The sequence below is a fragment of the Rhodonellum psychrophilum GCM71 = DSM 17998 genome (genome assembly GCF_000381545.1).
Classification (GTDB): Bacteria; Bacteroidota; Bacteroidia; order Cytophagales; family Cyclobacteriaceae; genus Rhodonellum; species Rhodonellum psychrophilum.
In genome coordinates this window covers 61,979-78,473 of the sequence record NZ_KB906681.1, presented here as the reverse complement: position 1 = coordinate 78,473, position 16,495 = coordinate 61,979, and the positions used below count along the sequence as shown (strand labels likewise).

Genomic DNA, 16,495 nt, shown 5'->3' with positions numbered 1-16,495 from the left:
AAATTTAAAGGATATTGACAGTGACCATGCGGTCATCGTCCAATTGTTGGTTAAAATCATACTTGTTTTTTTCTAAATATTAGATTGTCTAAAATTAAATTCGCTCTTATTTTTTAAACATCAACTCACCCGGATCATAATCCTGTGGTTCCAAGCTTGAAAGGTAGAGGTATAGCGCTTCCAAATCCTCATCTGTCATTCTGGAAAAAGGGCCCCAGTGCATTTGGGAGATGTTGATAATTCTTCCCTGACGAAAACGTGCTTTCCATTCCTCCACTGTTTTGAATTTCGATAGGGCACTGTTGGGATGTGGGGTGATATTGGGAGTACGCGTCCATATTTCAGGATCTCCTCCTACAGCCAAGGCAAATTCAGGCCAAGGCTCAAATTCCATCCCGCCACCATATTCCGGCCCTATGGCTTCAAAAGTCATGGGATCCCTTGCGGTATGACAACCCACACAATTGGCCACATACCGGGAAAGGTATTTGCCCCGCTCAATGGTCGCTGCCATTGGAGGAGTTTTGGGGTAGGGTTTGGGATTTTCTATCGGCTGAAAGGAAGAAGCCATCACCCGCACAGCCTTGCCCATAAAGGTCCAATCATTATCGGGAACCACATTATTGACTGGAGCCAAGGTTCTCAAATAGGAGACCACTGCGATCAGGTCTTCATCGGCCATGTCCCAAAAAGGCATGAGGACGGATAAAGTTGCCGTTCCATCAGGCTTCACTGCATGGCGCATCATTCTGAAGATTTCCGCATCGGAGTATCTTCCAATCCCTGTGCTTGGGTCGGGTGTCAGATTTCTCGGATAAATGGTGCCTATAGGTCCCAAGGGGAATGATGCCCCGCCTTTTAAGGGGATGTTTTCTCCGGCATCAGCTGCTATCATTTCCGCAACACTGCCCACATGACAATTGGAACAATGTGCAGGGCCATGAACGAGATACTTACCTCTTTCAATTACTTCCGGGTCATTACTGACCTGAAGATTGGGATAGGGATAATCATATTTTTTATCCCAGTTCAGTTGAACAAAAATCACCAATCCCCCTACTGCTACAATTAGCAGGATGAATACGCTTAAAATAATTTTCTTCACCATTTTGCTATCTCGTTTGTGGTTGTACAAATGGAGTCAAAATCGCATTTAAAATCAGAATCAATTTATAAAAAAAAACATGTTAAAAAGTATATTGTAATTCATATTGTGATAAAAACAAAATTATATATTAAAATGAAAAAAAAATTCAGTGATTTTAAAGGTATTTATTCACGCTGAATCGATTTTGGCTTTCCTTTATTTTTTAGACTTTGTTCATCCTAGGTATTTTTGTCACCTCTAGTTTTTCAATACGATTCGGAAACGGGCTTTTCCGGATTCCAGATGTTCTATTGCTTCATTCACCTTTGACATGGGGAATTCTTCTGTAATCGGATAAATGTCATGCCGTACGCAGAATTCCAACATGGTTCGTGTCAAGGCCGGGCTTCCGAGGGGACTTCCGGCAACTGATTTTTCTCCTGTAAGCAATGTAAATGCTGGAATAGCCATTGGCTCCAAGACTGCACCGACATTGTGGAATTTTCCTTTGGGAGCCAATGCAACCAAATAGGAATTCCAATCCAGGGTAACATTGGCAGTGTTCAGAATAAAGTTCAGACTCCCTGCGATTTTGGCCAATTCTTCGGGATTGGTGGAATCAATAACCTGCGTGGCTCCCATTTCCATAATAGACTTCTTTTTGTCAGGATTGGAGCTAAAAGCAATGACTTCACAACCCCATTTGTTTAGGAATTTGAGTGCCATATGACCCAAGCCTCCGATGCCAATGACGCCGACTTTGTCTGTGGCTTTGACTCCGGCCAAAATGATGGGATTGAATACGGTGATTCCCCCGCAGAGTAGGGGGCCTGCCTTGTCCAAATCGATACCTTCCGGCAGTGGAATTGCCCAGGACCAATGGCTTCGAACATAGTCTGCAAAGCCACCATGTCTGCCACCAATGGTATACTCGGCAGCGGAGCAGAGATGATGGGCGCCATCCATACACTCATGGCAGGACATGCAAGATCCGGAGAACCATCCCACACCGACTTTGTCCCCGACTTTAATGTTTTTGACGGCATTGCCTGCTGCGATAACCTCACCAATGATCTCATGTCCAGGAACAATGGGGTAGGCAGTCATTCCCCAATCATTGTTCATCATGCTGAGATCTGAGTGGCAGATTCCGCAGTTGATCACCCGGATATCGACTTGTTCAGGTCCCAGCTCTCCCATTTCATAGGAAAAGGACTGTAATTTTTGTTGTGGGCCTTTGGCCGAAAATGCTGATACTTTCATGTTTTTCCTGCGGTCATGGTGTGGCAAACTGTTGTCGATTATTGAAAATCAAACTTTAGGAATTGGATTCAAAAGAATGTTTCGCTTTCCATTAGTTCATTAAAGCCTCGTGCAGTTTTTTGGTATCCACGTACTGTTGAAATGCCACCACTTTACCGTCATTCAGTGTCCAGAAATGTGCCACTTGAGCATTGTAACTGTTCCCGTTTTTGTGTTTGGCATCATAGCGCAAGGTGGCCAACACTTTATCATTGAGCATCTCGTGCAGTTCGATATCCTCCAAATTAAAATACTCATGGTCCTGCATTATCCGGCCAAAAACGCCATTCAATACCGCTTCTGGTCCTATATAAGGGTTGCCATCGGCATAGGTGTTTCCTTCTGCTTCATTCCAAACTATTTTGGAATCCATACTGCCAAGAACTGTCGGGATATCACCGGCAGCAAATGCTTTGTAAAGCCCATCTATGATAGACATGTTCTTGTTTTCCATTTTAATGATCTTTTAAGGGTTTATATGTGAGTTTTTTGTTTGTTAATTTCTTGCTAGTGCTACTTGTGCCGCTTCCTGAGCTTGCCTTATATCAGCTATCTTTCTTGAATATTTCCTTCCATTTAGAAACTTCCCGATAAATGTCCCTCTCACCAGATAATGATAGCTTACATAACATATCACTCCTGTAATGATCAAGACAAACAAAAATTTCAATGTGGCTGGTATGGGCCAATCCACGATAAGACTTGGGATAAATGCAGTGAATGGTAAATGAATTAAATAAACCCAATAGGATGAATCCGATATATAGCGCATTCTCGCGGAGTGATTGCTCCCATATCTAATAAACAGGCCTGTGATTCCGAAAATAAATAACCATAACATAATGGATTTCAAAATAATTTTAGCTTCAAGACCAAAAGATGCATTCATAAAAAACAATATTGAAAACAAGATGATACCCAAAATGGTATTCATCCAATCATACTTTTTAAATGTATCCAAAAGATGTTTGGATTTGAATAAAATCCAACCTACCGTATAAAAGACAAAATAATAAAGGAAAGTGTTAAAGTCAGGTATGAATGAAGTCGAAGTGTTTACTTGCGAAGTACCCATGATAAAATACACAATTGCTGAAATTCCAGCAAATACCAGGATCCGTAATATGGGTTTTTGAATCGCCCAGTTAAAAACTTTCGAAATTGTACCCGTTGCTACAGGGATTCTTTTAGCTACCAGCGCTAAGACCACTACGGAAAATGTGATCATCGCCAGATAGTATAAAAACCACAAATGAAATGTTCTCGGCGGAACAAGAATATTCCAATCTGAAAAATTGGAAAGTACTATTGTCAAGGCGTCTGGGTTTCCATTAAACACTAATTTGGAATACCCAAAGGCAAAAAACACAGTAGGCCAAAGTAAGAGCACAAATACAATAAAAGGAAGAACGATTCTGTCTACCCTGTTTTTCAACATTTTCAGCGGGTTTCTTTCATAAAATAGCATAGCACCAAAAAAGCCGGAAACAACAAAAAATATTTGCATCCTAAAAGCATGAATGAAATCAACGATAAAATCATTTGAGAGGTGAGTTGAGCCAGGATCTTTTAATGGCCAAGCAGCACCATAATCTGTAATGGCATAAGTAATTGTTGAATGTATGACTAAACCCAATAGCATCATGATGGCCCTCAATGAGTCAAGTGAGTGCAAGCGTTCGGTTTTATGCGCTTCTATTTTCATTTCGTTTATTCATTAAGTGAAATTTTTGGTCATGTTATCTTCTAGAAATTATTCATGGCTTACATGCACCTCCAATTCGATTTCTATCAAAAATTCCGGCAAGGCCAGACCTTTGACTTCCAGCCAGGACCCTGTGGGGAAATGCTTGGTATAGATGGTGTTTCTGTAGCCGGCATGTTCCAAAAAGGCAGGCATATCCGTGGTAAAAACATTCTCTACCACTACATCGTCAAAGCTGCATCCATAGTGTTTCAGCACTTGGTCCAGATCGGAATAACAGTTTTTCATCTGTTGGAGAAAGTCACCCACCGCTGTGGGACCTCCTTCATCATCCATGCTGACCGCGCCGGAAACTTTAATGATGTTTCCAATCTTCACGGCATGGCTGTATCCGTAGGCTTTTTCCACTTCAGGTCTTAGGCTGAAATATTCGGGTTTTTCTGTTTGGGTTGGTTTGGTAGGATTCATTTTCTATTTGTTTAATCCATTTTTGAAAAATGAGGGGTGACCCTTAGAAAACCTCCTGCTTCTTGATTTTCATTTTCTTTCGGGTCGCTATTGCCGAGGTCACTTATGCAGACATTTTTGCCGGCACGCTTTTGGCAGTAGCAGTTTTAATAAATAATTTCCATAGACATGGTTATCGGTTCCAATACCGTGTGCTTGTCTTTGATTCCCTGATTTTTAGGATCATTGATGATGGAGCCTAACAATTCCAGATCGGTCACCTCGATGACCAACACGACCGAATTGGGGTCGTCCATATCCTGAAAAGCCTTATAACTTGTTATTGCCGGAGCAAAAAGGTCCAAGCGATCCTGATGACCCGCAATCCAAGCCTTTGCATCCCCGACTTTGTGTCTCGTTACTACTGTTGCCATGATGTTGATATTTAAATGGTTGTGCCTGCCTTTATAGGGTTAGGGTTCCCTCAAAACTTGTTCGTGTTATAAAAGAAAAGCTACCTTTTAATTTTATGGGTTAAAACCCAGTAGGGACAAAGCAGCTGTATTTCTGTCCCAAGGCATGGTTTTATTTTCCCAAGGAAAAAATGATCAATTGGTCACCCTTCTCTGTTCTTCTTGGGAGCCTACTTTTCTGTCCCTGGTTCCCTTGATTTTGCTGTTTCCAAACTTATAGGTGTAGGTGGCCATAAATACTCTTTTTTCAAACTTGAACCTGCCAGAAAATTCCAATTCAGCACCCTCAAATGACCTCCATCGCAATTGACTGGTTTCAAAAATATCATTGCAGGAAACCCGCAATATTCCGGATTTTTCAAAGTCTTTTTGGATGCCCAGGTTCACAAAGCCCCTTGAAAGCCAATTGAAATAGCCGTTGATAGTAGGCGAAATATAATACCCCATCAACTCAATGGTGTATTTTTTGGGAAGGGTAAAAGTATTGGTCAATACTACTTGTATACCTTTCTGATCCACTTCATAAACCTCTCCATTCAGATCTGAATTGACTCTTTGATAATTGGCCGTGAAATTGTTTTGGGTTTCCCACCAGGAAGTTATTTTTAAGGGAAAAGCGACCATCATGGAAACGGTCTTCCTTTGGTCAAGATTTTCCGTTCTAAGGAATACGGTATTGGTCTCTTCATCAAGAGAAGGCTGAAAGGAAGCGATTACATTCTTATCTGTGCTGTACTGCACAAAGAAGATCATACTCTTGTAGGAATAATCTGTTTTGAAAGTGTTGGTATAGGTCGGTAGTATATTTTCATTTCCGGCGAAAAAGGTAAAAGGGTCAGAAAAAAACACAAAAGGTGCCATCTGATTGAAAGTAGGGCGGGTAATCCTGCGGCCGTATGACACCTGAACCAAGTTGTCGGCATTGATTTTTCTGGATAAAAATGCCGTTGGAAAGAAATCCCCGTAATTCCTGTCAACGATTTTCTCTCCAGAAACGGTCGTCAGGTTGGTTTTTGTGTTCTCGTACCTTAGCCCTGCATTTAAGGTGGTTTTTTCATCTAATTCAATTTTTGCTGTGGAAAAAGCTGCCAATATATCTTCATTGAGGAGGGCATCATTTGTGAATTTTGAATCAATCAACCAATCTGATCCAAATTTCTCTTCGAAGACCACGGTATTGGTGAATTTTGAAAAAGTAGCCCTGACACCTGATTCTACTGATACTGATTTCCCAATTTTCATAGAATGGTTCATGTCTGCTACCCAAAGGTCAATGGGAGTGTCTTTGGTTATCCTGAATTCCTCCGAACCGATCAAATCATTGGATTCATTGTAATTCATGATGGTGTACCAGGAGGGGTTGGAATTTTTATAGGTCAGGTAATCCACGTTGGTACTGAGGACCTGCCCGTTTTTAAAAGTATGTTGAAGATTGATATTGCCCATGATATGGCTCCATTTATTGACTTCTACCGTTGTCATCGTGACAAGGGTATCCGGGGAGATGGAATAATTGGAATTGGTAATAGTTGGTGCTGTCATATCCCAACGGTTATTATAGCCACTGAGCAAACCACTGATTATGGTATTGGTTGTTAATTTATAATCAAATCCCGCCTGGTAATTGATGGATTTTCTGGTGGAAAACCGGTCTGTGTAAGTATCAATTCCAATGTTTTCAAATCCATTGTTGTTGCCTCTAAAGGCTTCCCATTCAGCCTCCTGATCTACATAAGTCGAGGACAAAATCCCAAACCAACTGAATTTGGGACCCTGATGGTTGAGGCTGAAGCTCATATTGCCATTATATCCCGATCCATAGCCCTGGCCTATGGTCAGGATACCATTGGTGCCTACCATCGCATTGTCTTTTTTCATCACGATATTGATGAAACCCGCATCACCATCCGCATCATAGTTGGCCGGGGGGACTGTGATGATTTCGATCTTTTCGACGTCACTCGAGTTCAGACCTGCCAGCATCTGATAGGCGGCCTCCATCGGCATCCTGAACCTATGTCCGTTCATCAGGATAACCACCCCGTTTTTCCCCAAAACAGAGAGGGAATTACTCTGCCTGTTGACCATGACTCCCGGAGACCTGTCCAGTACATCTATGACCGACAAGCCGGCAGCGGAAATACTGTTGGCTACATTGACTACCATTTTCCCCTGCACCAGCTCAAAAAAGGGCCGGGTTGCAGTTACAGTCACTTCCTCGAGATTGGTGTCTTCCTGAACCAAAATGATTGTTGCCAAATTATTTTTTCCTGTTCCCGAAAAACTGAAAACAGGAGTAGAGGATTTGGTATATCCCAGATTATATACTTCAACATAGTATTCCCCTTTAGGTATTTCTGTAAAAATATAGCTTCCGGATTCATCAGAAACAACCCCTTTCACCATAGCGGAATCAGGCTTATTCCAAAGCAATACATTGGCAAATGACATCTCTTTGGCTTGTGAATCATGAACCTTCCCCTGAATAATCCCCTGAGAAAAGGCCGTGGTAATCAACAAGGAAAATAGTACTGGTAAAATCAATGTCTTCATATCTTGGTTTAGGTAAATTTTAAAAATCTATACTCTGTAAATATCTTGATAATCAGATTGATGTAATTATGGACAAGGACGAAGCAGCTGTTTTTCTGTCCGACTACTGGAATTTATTTTTCCAATGAAAAATACAAAGTGGGGATATTCAAGTCATCTCTAAAATCCTAAGCCAAACAAGGAATTGAATAGGAATGTCTATTTATAATGTAAGGGAAAAAATTAAAATGCCTAAATAAAATACAAGCCTAAAAAGGTTGAGTTTTGGGACTTGGTTGTGCAGCAACTTGCTTTTCAAACCGAATCGGAAAAAGGCCTGCCCGTCTTTCAGGGACAGGATTTGGGCAGGTCAAAACTTATATGATTTTCAATATTAAATTAAGCTATGTTCGCTTTTTTAAAAAGTAAAGAAACAACTGTCCCATTGTTATTTTCATAAGTCAATTCCCCATCCAATTGCCTTGTCAAAAGCGCAATGAGCTGCGTACCAAAACCTGTGCCTTTTGAAGGTTGATCGGCGACTTTCCCAATCCCATCATCAGTGACGATAAGCTTTAGTTCAACTTCCTTTTTTTCCTCTTCATTGGCAATGGGGCTTAAACTGATTTTTATCGTTCCCGAATCTTTTCCTTCAAATGCATATTTTACCGAATTTGTAATTAATTCATTGGTAATCAATCCAATAGAAATTGCCGTATCTACATCAAGTATTAATTTCGACATATTACACTCCACTTTGATTTTACCACTGGCATTGAAGGAATCTAAAATATTTTCTCCCAAATTGATAAAATAATCCCGCATTTCGATGGAGGCCAAATTCTCACCTTGATAGAGTTTTTGGTGAATAATTCCCATGGAGTGAACCCGGTTTTGGCTGGAAAGCATGGCTGCCTGCACCGAAGGGTCTTGTATCTGTGAGGATTGTAATTCCAATAAACTCGAAACGATTTCCAGGTTATTTTTCACCCGGTGATGAATTTCCTTCAAAAGCAATTCATATTCTGCATTGCGTTTATCAAGCAAATCATTTTTATGGGCTAATTCTTCATTCAGTACTTCCAGTTTCTGATTACTCTTTTGTTTCAGTCTGTAATTCCGGTATAAAAGTCCAAGCATAAAAGTGCCAAGGAACAAGACCACTATGTAAATGTATTGTTGTTGTTTTTTTACGGCAAGCGCTTTCTCTTGTTGGACTAGATTCAACTGCAATTCACTTTCACGAAGGCTTCTTTCGTTTCTTTCTACTTCGATAATATTGTCAGCTTCAGAATACTCAATGTAGTGTTCAAGTGCTTTTTTGAAGTCGCCCATTTGCTCATAAACACTATATAATTTGCTGATAAAATAGGCTGTATTTGATTTTGTGTTGATTTCAATAGACGAATTCTTGGCTTTTTGATAATAGTCAATTGCATCATCATACCTGCCTTCTTCCTTGGCAATGTCACCCAAACTGGAATGTGCAAATTGATATACATCTATCGTAGTCAGGTTATATTCCTCCAATAGTCGTATGGTTTTTAACAGATATGATTGTGCTTCGTCAGATTTATTTCTTTTAATCAGGTTATTACCCATCGAATAATAATACCAAGTGTGATGAAATGGATTGGTGATTTGGGGTAAAAGCTCTTTCAGTCGATTCATATAATAATCTGTCGAATCGGGATTTGAATTTTCGAAATGGTAAGACAATAGTTTGTATGCAATGACAAGGCTTTCATACTTTTCAGGATAATCTGATTTTTGATAGCCGATCATACTCTCCTTCAAGTATTGAATGCCTATTTCTTCTTCTTCTGCCAAGCCATATTGGTAATAAAACCTACCCTTATCTTTTAAAATTTTTAGCTGAATCTCCGGTCGTTTATCATCTTTGAGCAAATCCAATGCTTTTACAAAAAGTTCTAGCCCAGGTTTTGGTTCTCCCCTAATTATTTTTATCAGAGCCCAATTGATCAACAAATTATAACCCAAAACATTATCTTTTTGGTCGTCGGGAATTTTTTCATAATAAGACCAGCCGATAGGAGCGAGAGAATCCACCACTATAAAGTTATGGGACCGATTGGCCCTATCGGTAATATCCCTATACAAATTTGCCAAACGTTCATATTGAATGGGCCTACTATTATGGAGTAAGGCAGCAGCGGTATCAAGGTAAAAAACGGTACTGTCACGGTTAAAATGTGGCATTTCCCGAAACCACAATGCCTTCTCCCGATAAGTTTCACTCAAATCAGCAACTTGCTCAGGTGAAAGATTTTGAGCAAAAGTTGTGGTAAATAAGAAAAAAAGAAAGAAAAAAAAGGAGATTTTCATTAGAGTTTATGATGTTATCCGCTTCATGTATCAAAGAAATTAATGTTGGATTTACTTTCCCTTAACCGGGAATTTGATAAGCTCCATAGTAAACTTTTCAAGGATTTTTTATAAGTTCCCAAAACTCTAGCATTTGGCCATTTCTTAAAGATGTACAAAATTTTGAATTTTTTATAACCAAAACATTTCCAGTTAAAAAAAACAGGAGAATTTGAGACATCCGGAAATGCTGTTCAAGAACTATTACCTGGTGGGCAACAGGTTTAATTTTATGAACTTTAAGGAGTAAAAGTGAGAAAACCATCTATCTATAAATTAATCTTTATAGGGATTATTTAATTGACACCATAGAAGAACGAAGGGATTGTTTTACCCTTTGAATACTTAAATTTATTTCTTGAATGAAAACCAGCTAGTCCATCTGAATTTCTTTTAAGCCACCGGCACGCTGACCAATTTCCCTGCCTCTTTCCTAAACGCTGGCTTTTTCCGGTAACTCAAACTTCTCCAAACCCACTCCATAGGGCCAAAATGGAAATACTTTAACCAGATTGGACTGGCAATCAGCTGGAAAATCCAGATAGAGAAAACCACATACAATAATTCGAAGCGTTCCAATCGACCAAAGAGGCCAAAGCCAACTCCGGTGAAAACAAACATACAGATCACAGAATGCATCAGGTAATTGGTCAGCGCCATTTTGCCGACTGCAGCAAGAGATGTTTTCAGCCATCCAAAGATGGGGGTTTTGCAAAAAAGCATGATCAATCCTACATGTCCCATGGCCACAAAAATTCTTCCCCAGTAGTAAGTAATATTGGACTGACTAAATGAAAGGGTGGAAAAATTAGCATCTAAAATCATTTGCATCTCATAATAGTTGATTGCAATTCCAATGGGATAACCAATTCCCACCATCAGCCAATAAGGAAAGGAAGGTTTTTCGCCTGAGAGCAGTCCCCATCTAAAAAGTGCTATGCCGATCAACATCATACTCAATACGTCCCAAAGTCCTCCTCTATATGGGCCATTGACATTGAAATCGTACATGATGGGAGCGAGGTGCTTGACTACCGAAAAATATCCCTTCTGCATTTCCTTCATATATTCCCCAGTGGCTTCCGGTGAATTTTTAGCTTCTCTTTTATCCCATGAATCCTTGGCTTCTGTTAATTCCTTTGAAAGTTCCTGACCTGAAAGAAGGGACATCTCAGCTTGTTGAACCTTGCCGAACCATTCATGGTCTGTTCGGTAGTCATTATAATTCCATGCTGTTCCAATACTGAAAAGTAGAACTGCAGTAAATATTAGATTCCTTGGTGCCATATTCCGAAAGGAATAAACCAAAAATCCCATCAATGCATACTCGTAAAGAATCTCTCCTAGCCAAAGCAGTAAATACCCATGAATCAATCCAAAAACCAGCAGCCAAGTAATCCTGCGAAAATAGATATCAGAAGCCTTGATTCCAGCATCCTTTTTCAAAAGTCTATCCAGAAATATAAACATACCTACTCCAAAAAGCATAGAGAACAATGCCCGCATAGTTCCTTCAAAAAAAAGGTTGGTTACCATCCAAGTATAGAGATTCAAACCTGTATCCCCTCCTAAGACAGAAGGGTTGTTGTAACCAAAAGCTAAGCCAAATCCATTGATGTTCATCAACAAGATGCCGCACAGGACTATTCCCCTCATGACATCTAATGAGATGATGCGTTCTGTACTTTGAATAGAGGAGAGGGAAGTGCTGGTTGTTATATTCATATGTTTGCTTGATTATTCCGGTTTTGGACTACTCCGATTTTAAAGTTTCTATTTTTACTGAAAAAGGAGGGGGGATTTGCAAATACCCCCTCAAAAAAAAGAATTGGTAATTCCCCTGAAAAATCAATTTTCCTTGGTACTGCTGTAGCCGATATCCCTGATACAAAGCCATTTTCCATCTCTTTTTTCCCAGATTGCCATATAATTTCCGGTGGAAATAACTTTTCCCGAGGCATCCATACGCGTAGATTTCCCGACTTCTGTGACCAATTTGTCATCTCCAAAGACGTCCAACACCTCATAGGAAACTGTTTGCCCCGCAGGTCTGCTGGCAAATCCGGCTTCCATTTCCTTTACAATAGCGGCTTTGCCAACTGCCATTGGACTGTTGGCGGACATACTCACGGCATCATTCGCCAAGAAAGCCCCTAAGGAATTTGCATCTTTTGCATTGTCAGCAGCGGACCAAGCCTTTTCTATCGCCTGTATTTCTGCTTTGATTGCGGCCATATCAGGCTTGGTTTCTGTGACCACTGCAACTGATACGGATTCTTTTTCAGCCGTGGGTTCGCTGCAGCCAAAACTGAATAGTGAAAATCCTAAACATGCAATTAAGAATCGGAATGAATTTTTCATCGTGTTTTCCTGTTTTTTATTGCCTACTCTGATCGGTTTTCGGCTTCGCCGTCAAAAAAAAGCATAAGGGCGTTTGATCAACTCAACTAAATCTCTTATGGAGAAACCCTTACGCTTGTTCAATCTTTTTTATGCATTTCCAATGCTATTCGAACCTGAAGTGGATTCCTAGTCAGTCAGTTATTTGTGTTTGTTGACTTCCCCAAATCGGTGATTTGCATTGCTCTCCAAACAGCCGGGTTTTCTTGCATTTTCAAGCCCCAATAGGAAACCCAATGCATTACATGGATTTCCTATTGTTTTGCCATCAATTTGCCTTGGAGTGGCTCATTCCTTGCCGGTATGGCTGATATCCTTCATAAGTTTGTAGGTTGAATAATCACTTTCTTTTACTGAGCTTCTATAAACCTGCTGCATTTCATCCCTTTTCTCCTTTCCAACCGACGCTTCTATAATGGCCCAGACACTCTTGTGGCTATCCATAGCTGCATAATTTTTAAATGGGGTCACCACATGGTAGTTGGGTGTTCCGGGTCCGGCGGTTTGCCAGGAGTACCAATAATGTTGAAGGGAACCTTCCGCTTTAGCCACCAAGGCTTCCACCTCTTTGATAAGCGCAAAAAATTTGTGCCCGTTTTCCATATTCAGGTAAAACCTGTTGACACCGATGACTTCATCTTCCATGGCTACATTGGCACTTACCTCAGGAAGAAACCGGGTCACTTGATTGTTGGATTTTTCAATATGCTGATTGATCATCTGTCTTGCCAGATTTGCACATTTGTTCCCGCTATCATCAGTAAGATCCATATCTCCCCAATTGGCCATGTTTGAGGCCAATACATAGACACTACCTTCCCCTTGATCTTTCCGCCAGACTCTCCACTTCCATTCGCCTTTGTTTTCAAGGTAGCAGTTCTTCCAGGCTTTGATCCCTTCCTGAAATTGCAGGTCGTGCCCGGGGATGATGGTTAACTCGGTTACATTCATCAAATGTCCCTTCGGGGCATCTTGGGCATGGGTTTCCTGAATTGTCACAAATAAAAGCAGAAAGCTAAAAAGCCCTTTCGATAACATTATCATTTTTGATTTCATGATTTTTTGGATTTGTTTGATTTGAATTTGCCTTGGATTTTCAAATTAAAAAAAGCGTTCGGGATGAATCCTGTGGTTTTCTGTCCGAAGCTGGGATTATACTTACCGAAGGTTTTCAAAATCGTAAAAAATTGAATATCTGAATGGTATATTTTCCTATCTTTAAAAATAGATATGCAGTAGGGTTCCCGGTGGGTATTGAAACTGTAAGAAAATAAGGCCATTTGGTGTATAGGGCTTCGTACCGATTTGGTAAAGTCAAAAACGGTAAACAATAGACTGATTCATTAGCGGTTCCAGCTTGGAATAGGGTTGGAAATGCATAACACGGGTTGAATAGATGAAAATACTTTTTTACAGTCTTGTTCTTTTGATTCCTTTAGGCTTGGACGCACAGATTTTTGAAGTGAGCGCGAATCGCAAGTACCGGGAGGTTTTTGTGGATACCGATAAATTTGGGGTGGAATATCTTGATGTGCTGGAAAATTCACTTTTGAACATGAAGGACAAGACCCTTCGCTTGAAGATTCTGAATGATCTCGGCTACTATTACCATACCCGAAACCTCAAAAAGTCTTTGGCATTTATCAATCAAGGTTTGGAAGAAGCATTGGACTTGGAAAACCTTTATTGGGAAGGGAAATTCCAGGTTTCCCAAGGTGCCGTGTTGCTGCGCATGGAGGAATTGGATTCTGCCGAAGAGGCGCTCAGGAGTGCCATGGGAAAAATTCCCGAGGAAGAAAGTTGGTTGCTTTATACCAACCTGGGTTATGTTTATGAAAGAAGGGGAGACCTGAGCAAAGCCTTTGAAATCGCCGGGGAATCTCTTCAAAGAGCGGAGGAACATCAAGATAGTAAGGGTAGGGCCATGGCGTATTCCGACCTCAGCAATCTGTTTTGGAAGCAGGGGAAATTTGAAAAAGGTTTGGAGTATGGCTTGAAAGCATTGGAATTATTCAAAAAAAGGGGGATAAAAGATCTGGATTATGATTTCACCTTTCACGTAGTGGGAAATAACCTGATCGCTTTGGGCAGATATGATGAAGCATTGGATTATTTTAATGCGTCTGTCGAAATCGGGGAAAAATACGGTTTCTACAATAATCTCAGTGATACCTTCATTGCATTGGCTGATTTGTATATGGAATTGAACCAATTTGTCCAAGCGCAACAATCCGCAAATGCAGCATTAAAATACGCCCGCTTACTGGAAAATGATTTTATGATCATGCGCTCATTTTTAGCCCTTGGAAAACTGCAAAATACGCTTGGTGAATTTGACAATGCTTTGGAATATTTGCTTGAATGCATCGAGGTGGCAAAAAGTGATTTTGGAGATAAATTTTACCTTGCCCATGCCTACAAGGCATTGAGCAAATCGTATGAAGGAAAGGGCGATTTGCCTGAATCTTATGAGGCATTTAAAATTTTCCATCATTTACAGGAGGAAGTTTTTAATGCCGAGGCCGGTCAAAGGCTTGCCATGCTTCAGACCGAAATGGATGTGGCGCAAAAAGAAGCCACCATCAACATTCAGCAAGCCAGGCTTGATCAGCAAAAAACTTTGCAGGTATTTATTCTGATTCTGTTCGCGGTCCTGATTTTCTTTTTGGCAGTCCTTTATCGGGTATTTCTACGGAAAAAAAGCTACAGTGAATTGCTCGAAAAGCAAAACAAAGAGAAGGAGTTTTTATTGAAAGAAATCCATCACAGGGTCAAAAACAACATGGAAATCATCTCCAGCCTTCTTTCCCTTCAAACAGCACAAATAGAGAATGACAGCCTTCAAAACATCATGATTGAAAGCCAAAATCGGGTCCACAGCATGGGTTTGATCCATCAGAACCTTTATCTGGGAGAAAACATGGCCGCCATTGAAATGAAAAAATACTTTCTGAATCTGGGTCAATATGTGCTGGAAACCTTTGGGGCCAGCGAAAGGATAAAAATCAATTGTGTCATGGATGCACTCGATCTTGACATTGACAGAGCCATTCCGATAGGTTTGATTGTGAATGAACTCTTGACCAATGCGTTGAAATATGCTTTTCCCGAAAACAAAATTGGAGAAATCGACATTAGTATGAAGGAAAGTGGTGGCAGCTTATTGCTAAAAGTAGCAGACAATGGTATCGGTATGCATGTTGATGGCCAAATCAGCGGCACCGGATTTGGAAGTCAGCTGATCGGCTTACTTTGTCGGCAGCTGGAAGGGAAGATGCATTTGATTCAGGAGGGAGGTACCCAGGTGTTTTTTGAATTTCATATTCAACATGCGGCATAATGTATAAAACCAGAATATTAATCGTAGAAGATGACATGATCATCGCCGCAAATATCTCTTTGCAGCTAAGCAAACTTGGATATGAGGTGACCGGAATAGAAACCCGGGGAGAAGAGGCTATTCATCACGCCCTCGAAAACGAACCGGATTTAATCCTGATGGATATTCGGCTCAAGGGAAAATTGGACGGCATCGCCACCGCCAAAGCCATTCATGAAAGGAAAGCCATCCCCATGATTTACCTCACCGCCAATATTGATGAGGCGACATTCAATGAGGCCAAAAAAACCAATCCCTATGCTTTTATTGGCAAACCTTTTCATATGCTGAATCTGGAAAGAACCATCGCATTGGTGGTGAATCAAATTTCTGAAAAAGCGGGTGCGGAAAACGAGTCAGATGTGGCGGTGAATTTTTTGGAAGACCGTATTTTTATCAGGAACCAGAATAAACTGATCAAGCTGATGTTTGGGGAAATCCTCTATATAGAAGCCGAGCGCAATTATTGTAAAATTGTGACCCCTGAACAGACCTATACGATTGTCAGTGCACTGGGACACCTCTGCGACAAATTGCCCAAGGACATTTTTCTGAGAGTACACAGGTCATTTTTGGTCAATATTTCCCATTTGGATGCCGTTGCAGATTCCCACCTCGAAATCGGCAAGAAGAGCATCCCCATCGGCAAGGGCTTGAAGGATCAGCTCTTCAAACGCATCCACAAAGTCTGATGGATTTTCCAAAACCTGCATGTTTCAGGATTGGCCTTGGTACTTTCAGAAAGGTTATTTAATAATCTTGAATTAAAACTTCAGTTGGTATTT

At 40.6% G+C, this 16,495-nt stretch carries 13 protein-coding genes; 2 read left to right on the top strand and 11 right to left on the bottom strand.

The annotated features are described in order from the left end of the window. Nucleotides 1-106: 106 nt before the first annotated feature. The 11 genes from F824_RS0114240 to F824_RS26870 form a co-directional block, all read right to left on the bottom strand. Nucleotides 107-1,108: a c-type cytochrome gene (locus F824_RS0114240; protein ID WP_019598584.1), complete on the bottom strand. Its 1,002-nt coding sequence runs from the start codon at nucleotides 1,106-1,108 to the stop codon at nucleotides 107-109. A 237-nt stretch (nucleotides 1,109-1,345) separates the two neighbouring features. Then, entirely contained in the window at nucleotides 1,346-2,350 is a 1,005-nt protein-coding gene (gene ahr / locus F824_RS0114230) for an NADPH-dependent aldehyde reductase Ahr (RefSeq protein ID WP_019598582.1), read from the bottom strand. Nucleotides 2,351-2,441: 91 nt separating this feature from the next. Continuing rightward, on the bottom strand, nucleotides 2,442-2,843 hold the full coding sequence (locus tag F824_RS0114225) for a nuclear transport factor 2 family protein (RefSeq protein ID WP_019598581.1): 402 nt from the start codon (nucleotides 2,841-2,843) through the stop codon (nucleotides 2,442-2,444). Nucleotides 2,844-2,885: 42 nt separating this feature from the next. Beyond that, entirely contained in the window at nucleotides 2,886-4,094 is a 1,209-nt protein-coding gene (locus tag F824_RS0114220; RefSeq protein WP_019598580.1) for an acyltransferase family protein, read from the bottom strand. Nucleotides 4,095-4,142: 48 nt separating this feature from the next. After that, on the bottom strand, nucleotides 4,143-4,562 hold the full coding sequence (locus tag F824_RS0114215; RefSeq protein ID WP_019598579.1) for a RidA family protein: 420 nt from the start codon (nucleotides 4,560-4,562) through the stop codon (nucleotides 4,143-4,145). Between the two features lie 146 nt (nucleotides 4,563-4,708). Further along, on the bottom strand, nucleotides 4,709-4,975 hold the full coding sequence (locus F824_RS0114210; RefSeq protein ID WP_019598578.1) for a hypothetical protein: 267 nt from the start codon (nucleotides 4,973-4,975) through the stop codon (nucleotides 4,709-4,711). A 174-nt stretch (nucleotides 4,976-5,149) separates the two neighbouring features. Continuing rightward, nucleotides 5,150-7,567 (bottom strand): outer membrane beta-barrel family protein, encoded by a 2,418-nt coding sequence (locus tag F824_RS0114205; RefSeq protein WP_019598577.1) that lies wholly within the window; start codon nucleotides 7,565-7,567, stop codon nucleotides 5,150-5,152. A gap of 378 nt (nucleotides 7,568-7,945) precedes the next feature. Then, a complete protein-coding gene (locus F824_RS0114200) occupies nucleotides 7,946-9,892 on the bottom strand; it encodes a sensor histidine kinase (RefSeq protein WP_019598576.1) in 1,947 nt (648 codons plus the stop codon). Between the two features lie 432 nt (nucleotides 9,893-10,324). After that, complete coding sequence (locus F824_RS0114190; RefSeq protein WP_026333719.1) at nucleotides 10,325-11,656, bottom strand: DUF418 domain-containing protein; 1,332 nt, start codon at nucleotides 11,654-11,656, stop codon at nucleotides 10,325-10,327. 123 nt (nucleotides 11,657-11,779) lie between these two features. Then, nucleotides 11,780-12,292 (bottom strand): YybH family protein, encoded by a 513-nt coding sequence (locus F824_RS25945; RefSeq protein ID WP_022582268.1) that lies wholly within the window; start codon nucleotides 12,290-12,292, stop codon nucleotides 11,780-11,782. A 327-nt stretch (nucleotides 12,293-12,619) separates the two neighbouring features. Beyond that, nucleotides 12,620-13,387, bottom strand: coding sequence for a hypothetical protein (locus F824_RS26870; protein ID WP_019598570.1), 768 nt, complete (start codon nucleotides 13,385-13,387; stop codon nucleotides 12,620-12,622). Nucleotides 13,388-13,727: 340 nt separating this feature from the next. Between F824_RS26870 and F824_RS0114165 the strand changes: the two genes are divergently transcribed. Together F824_RS0114165 and F824_RS0114160 are read left to right on the top strand one after the other, a co-directional pair. Continuing rightward, nucleotides 13,728-15,671, top strand: coding sequence for a tetratricopeptide repeat protein (locus F824_RS0114165; RefSeq protein ID WP_019598568.1), 1,944 nt, complete (start codon nucleotides 13,728-13,730; stop codon nucleotides 15,669-15,671). After that, nucleotides 15,671-16,402: a LytR/AlgR family response regulator transcription factor gene (locus F824_RS0114160; RefSeq protein WP_019598567.1), complete on the top strand. Its 732-nt coding sequence runs from the start codon at nucleotides 15,671-15,673 to the stop codon at nucleotides 16,400-16,402. The genes F824_RS0114165 and F824_RS0114160 overlap by 1 nt, the downstream gene beginning before the upstream one ends. Nucleotides 16,403-16,495 lie beyond the last annotated feature (93 nt).

Coding starts and splice junctions, on each gene's coding strand:
- F824_RS0114225 (WP_019598581.1), bottom strand. CDS start 2,843: ATGGAAAACAAGAACATGTCTATCATAGATGGGCTTTACAAAGCATTT.
- F824_RS0114190 (WP_026333719.1), bottom strand. CDS start 11,656: ATGAATATAACAACCAGCACTTCCCTCTCCTCTATTCAAAGTACAGAA.
- F824_RS0114220 (WP_019598580.1), bottom strand. CDS start 4,094: ATGAAAATAGAAGCGCATAAAACCGAACGCTTGCACTCACTTGACTCA.
- F824_RS0114200 (WP_019598576.1), bottom strand. CDS start 9,892: ATGAAAATCTCCTTTTTTTTCTTTCTTTTTTTCTTATTTACCACAACT.
- F824_RS0114215 (WP_019598579.1), bottom strand. CDS start 4,562: ATGAATCCTACCAAACCAACCCAAACAGAAAAACCCGAATATTTCAGC.
- F824_RS25945 (WP_022582268.1), bottom strand. CDS start 12,292: ATGAAAAATTCATTCCGATTCTTAATTGCATGTTTAGGATTTTCACTA.
- ahr (WP_019598582.1), bottom strand. CDS start 2,350: ATGAAAGTATCAGCATTTTCGGCCAAAGGCCCACAACAAAAATTACAG.
- F824_RS0114205 (WP_019598577.1), bottom strand. CDS start 7,567: ATGAAGACATTGATTTTACCAGTACTATTTTCCTTGTTGATTACCACG.
- F824_RS0114240 (WP_019598584.1), bottom strand. CDS start 1,108: ATGGTGAAGAAAATTATTTTAAGCGTATTCATCCTGCTAATTGTAGCA.
- F824_RS0114210 (WP_019598578.1), bottom strand. CDS start 4,975: ATGGCAACAGTAGTAACGAGACACAAAGTCGGGGATGCAAAGGCTTGG.
- F824_RS26870 (WP_019598570.1), bottom strand. CDS start 13,387: ATGAAATCAAAAATGATAATGTTATCGAAAGGGCTTTTTAGCTTTCTG.
- F824_RS0114165 (WP_019598568.1), top strand. CDS start 13,728: ATGAAAATACTTTTTTACAGTCTTGTTCTTTTGATTCCTTTAGGCTTG.
- F824_RS0114160 (WP_019598567.1), top strand. CDS start 15,671: ATGTATAAAACCAGAATATTAATCGTAGAAGATGACATGATCATCGCC.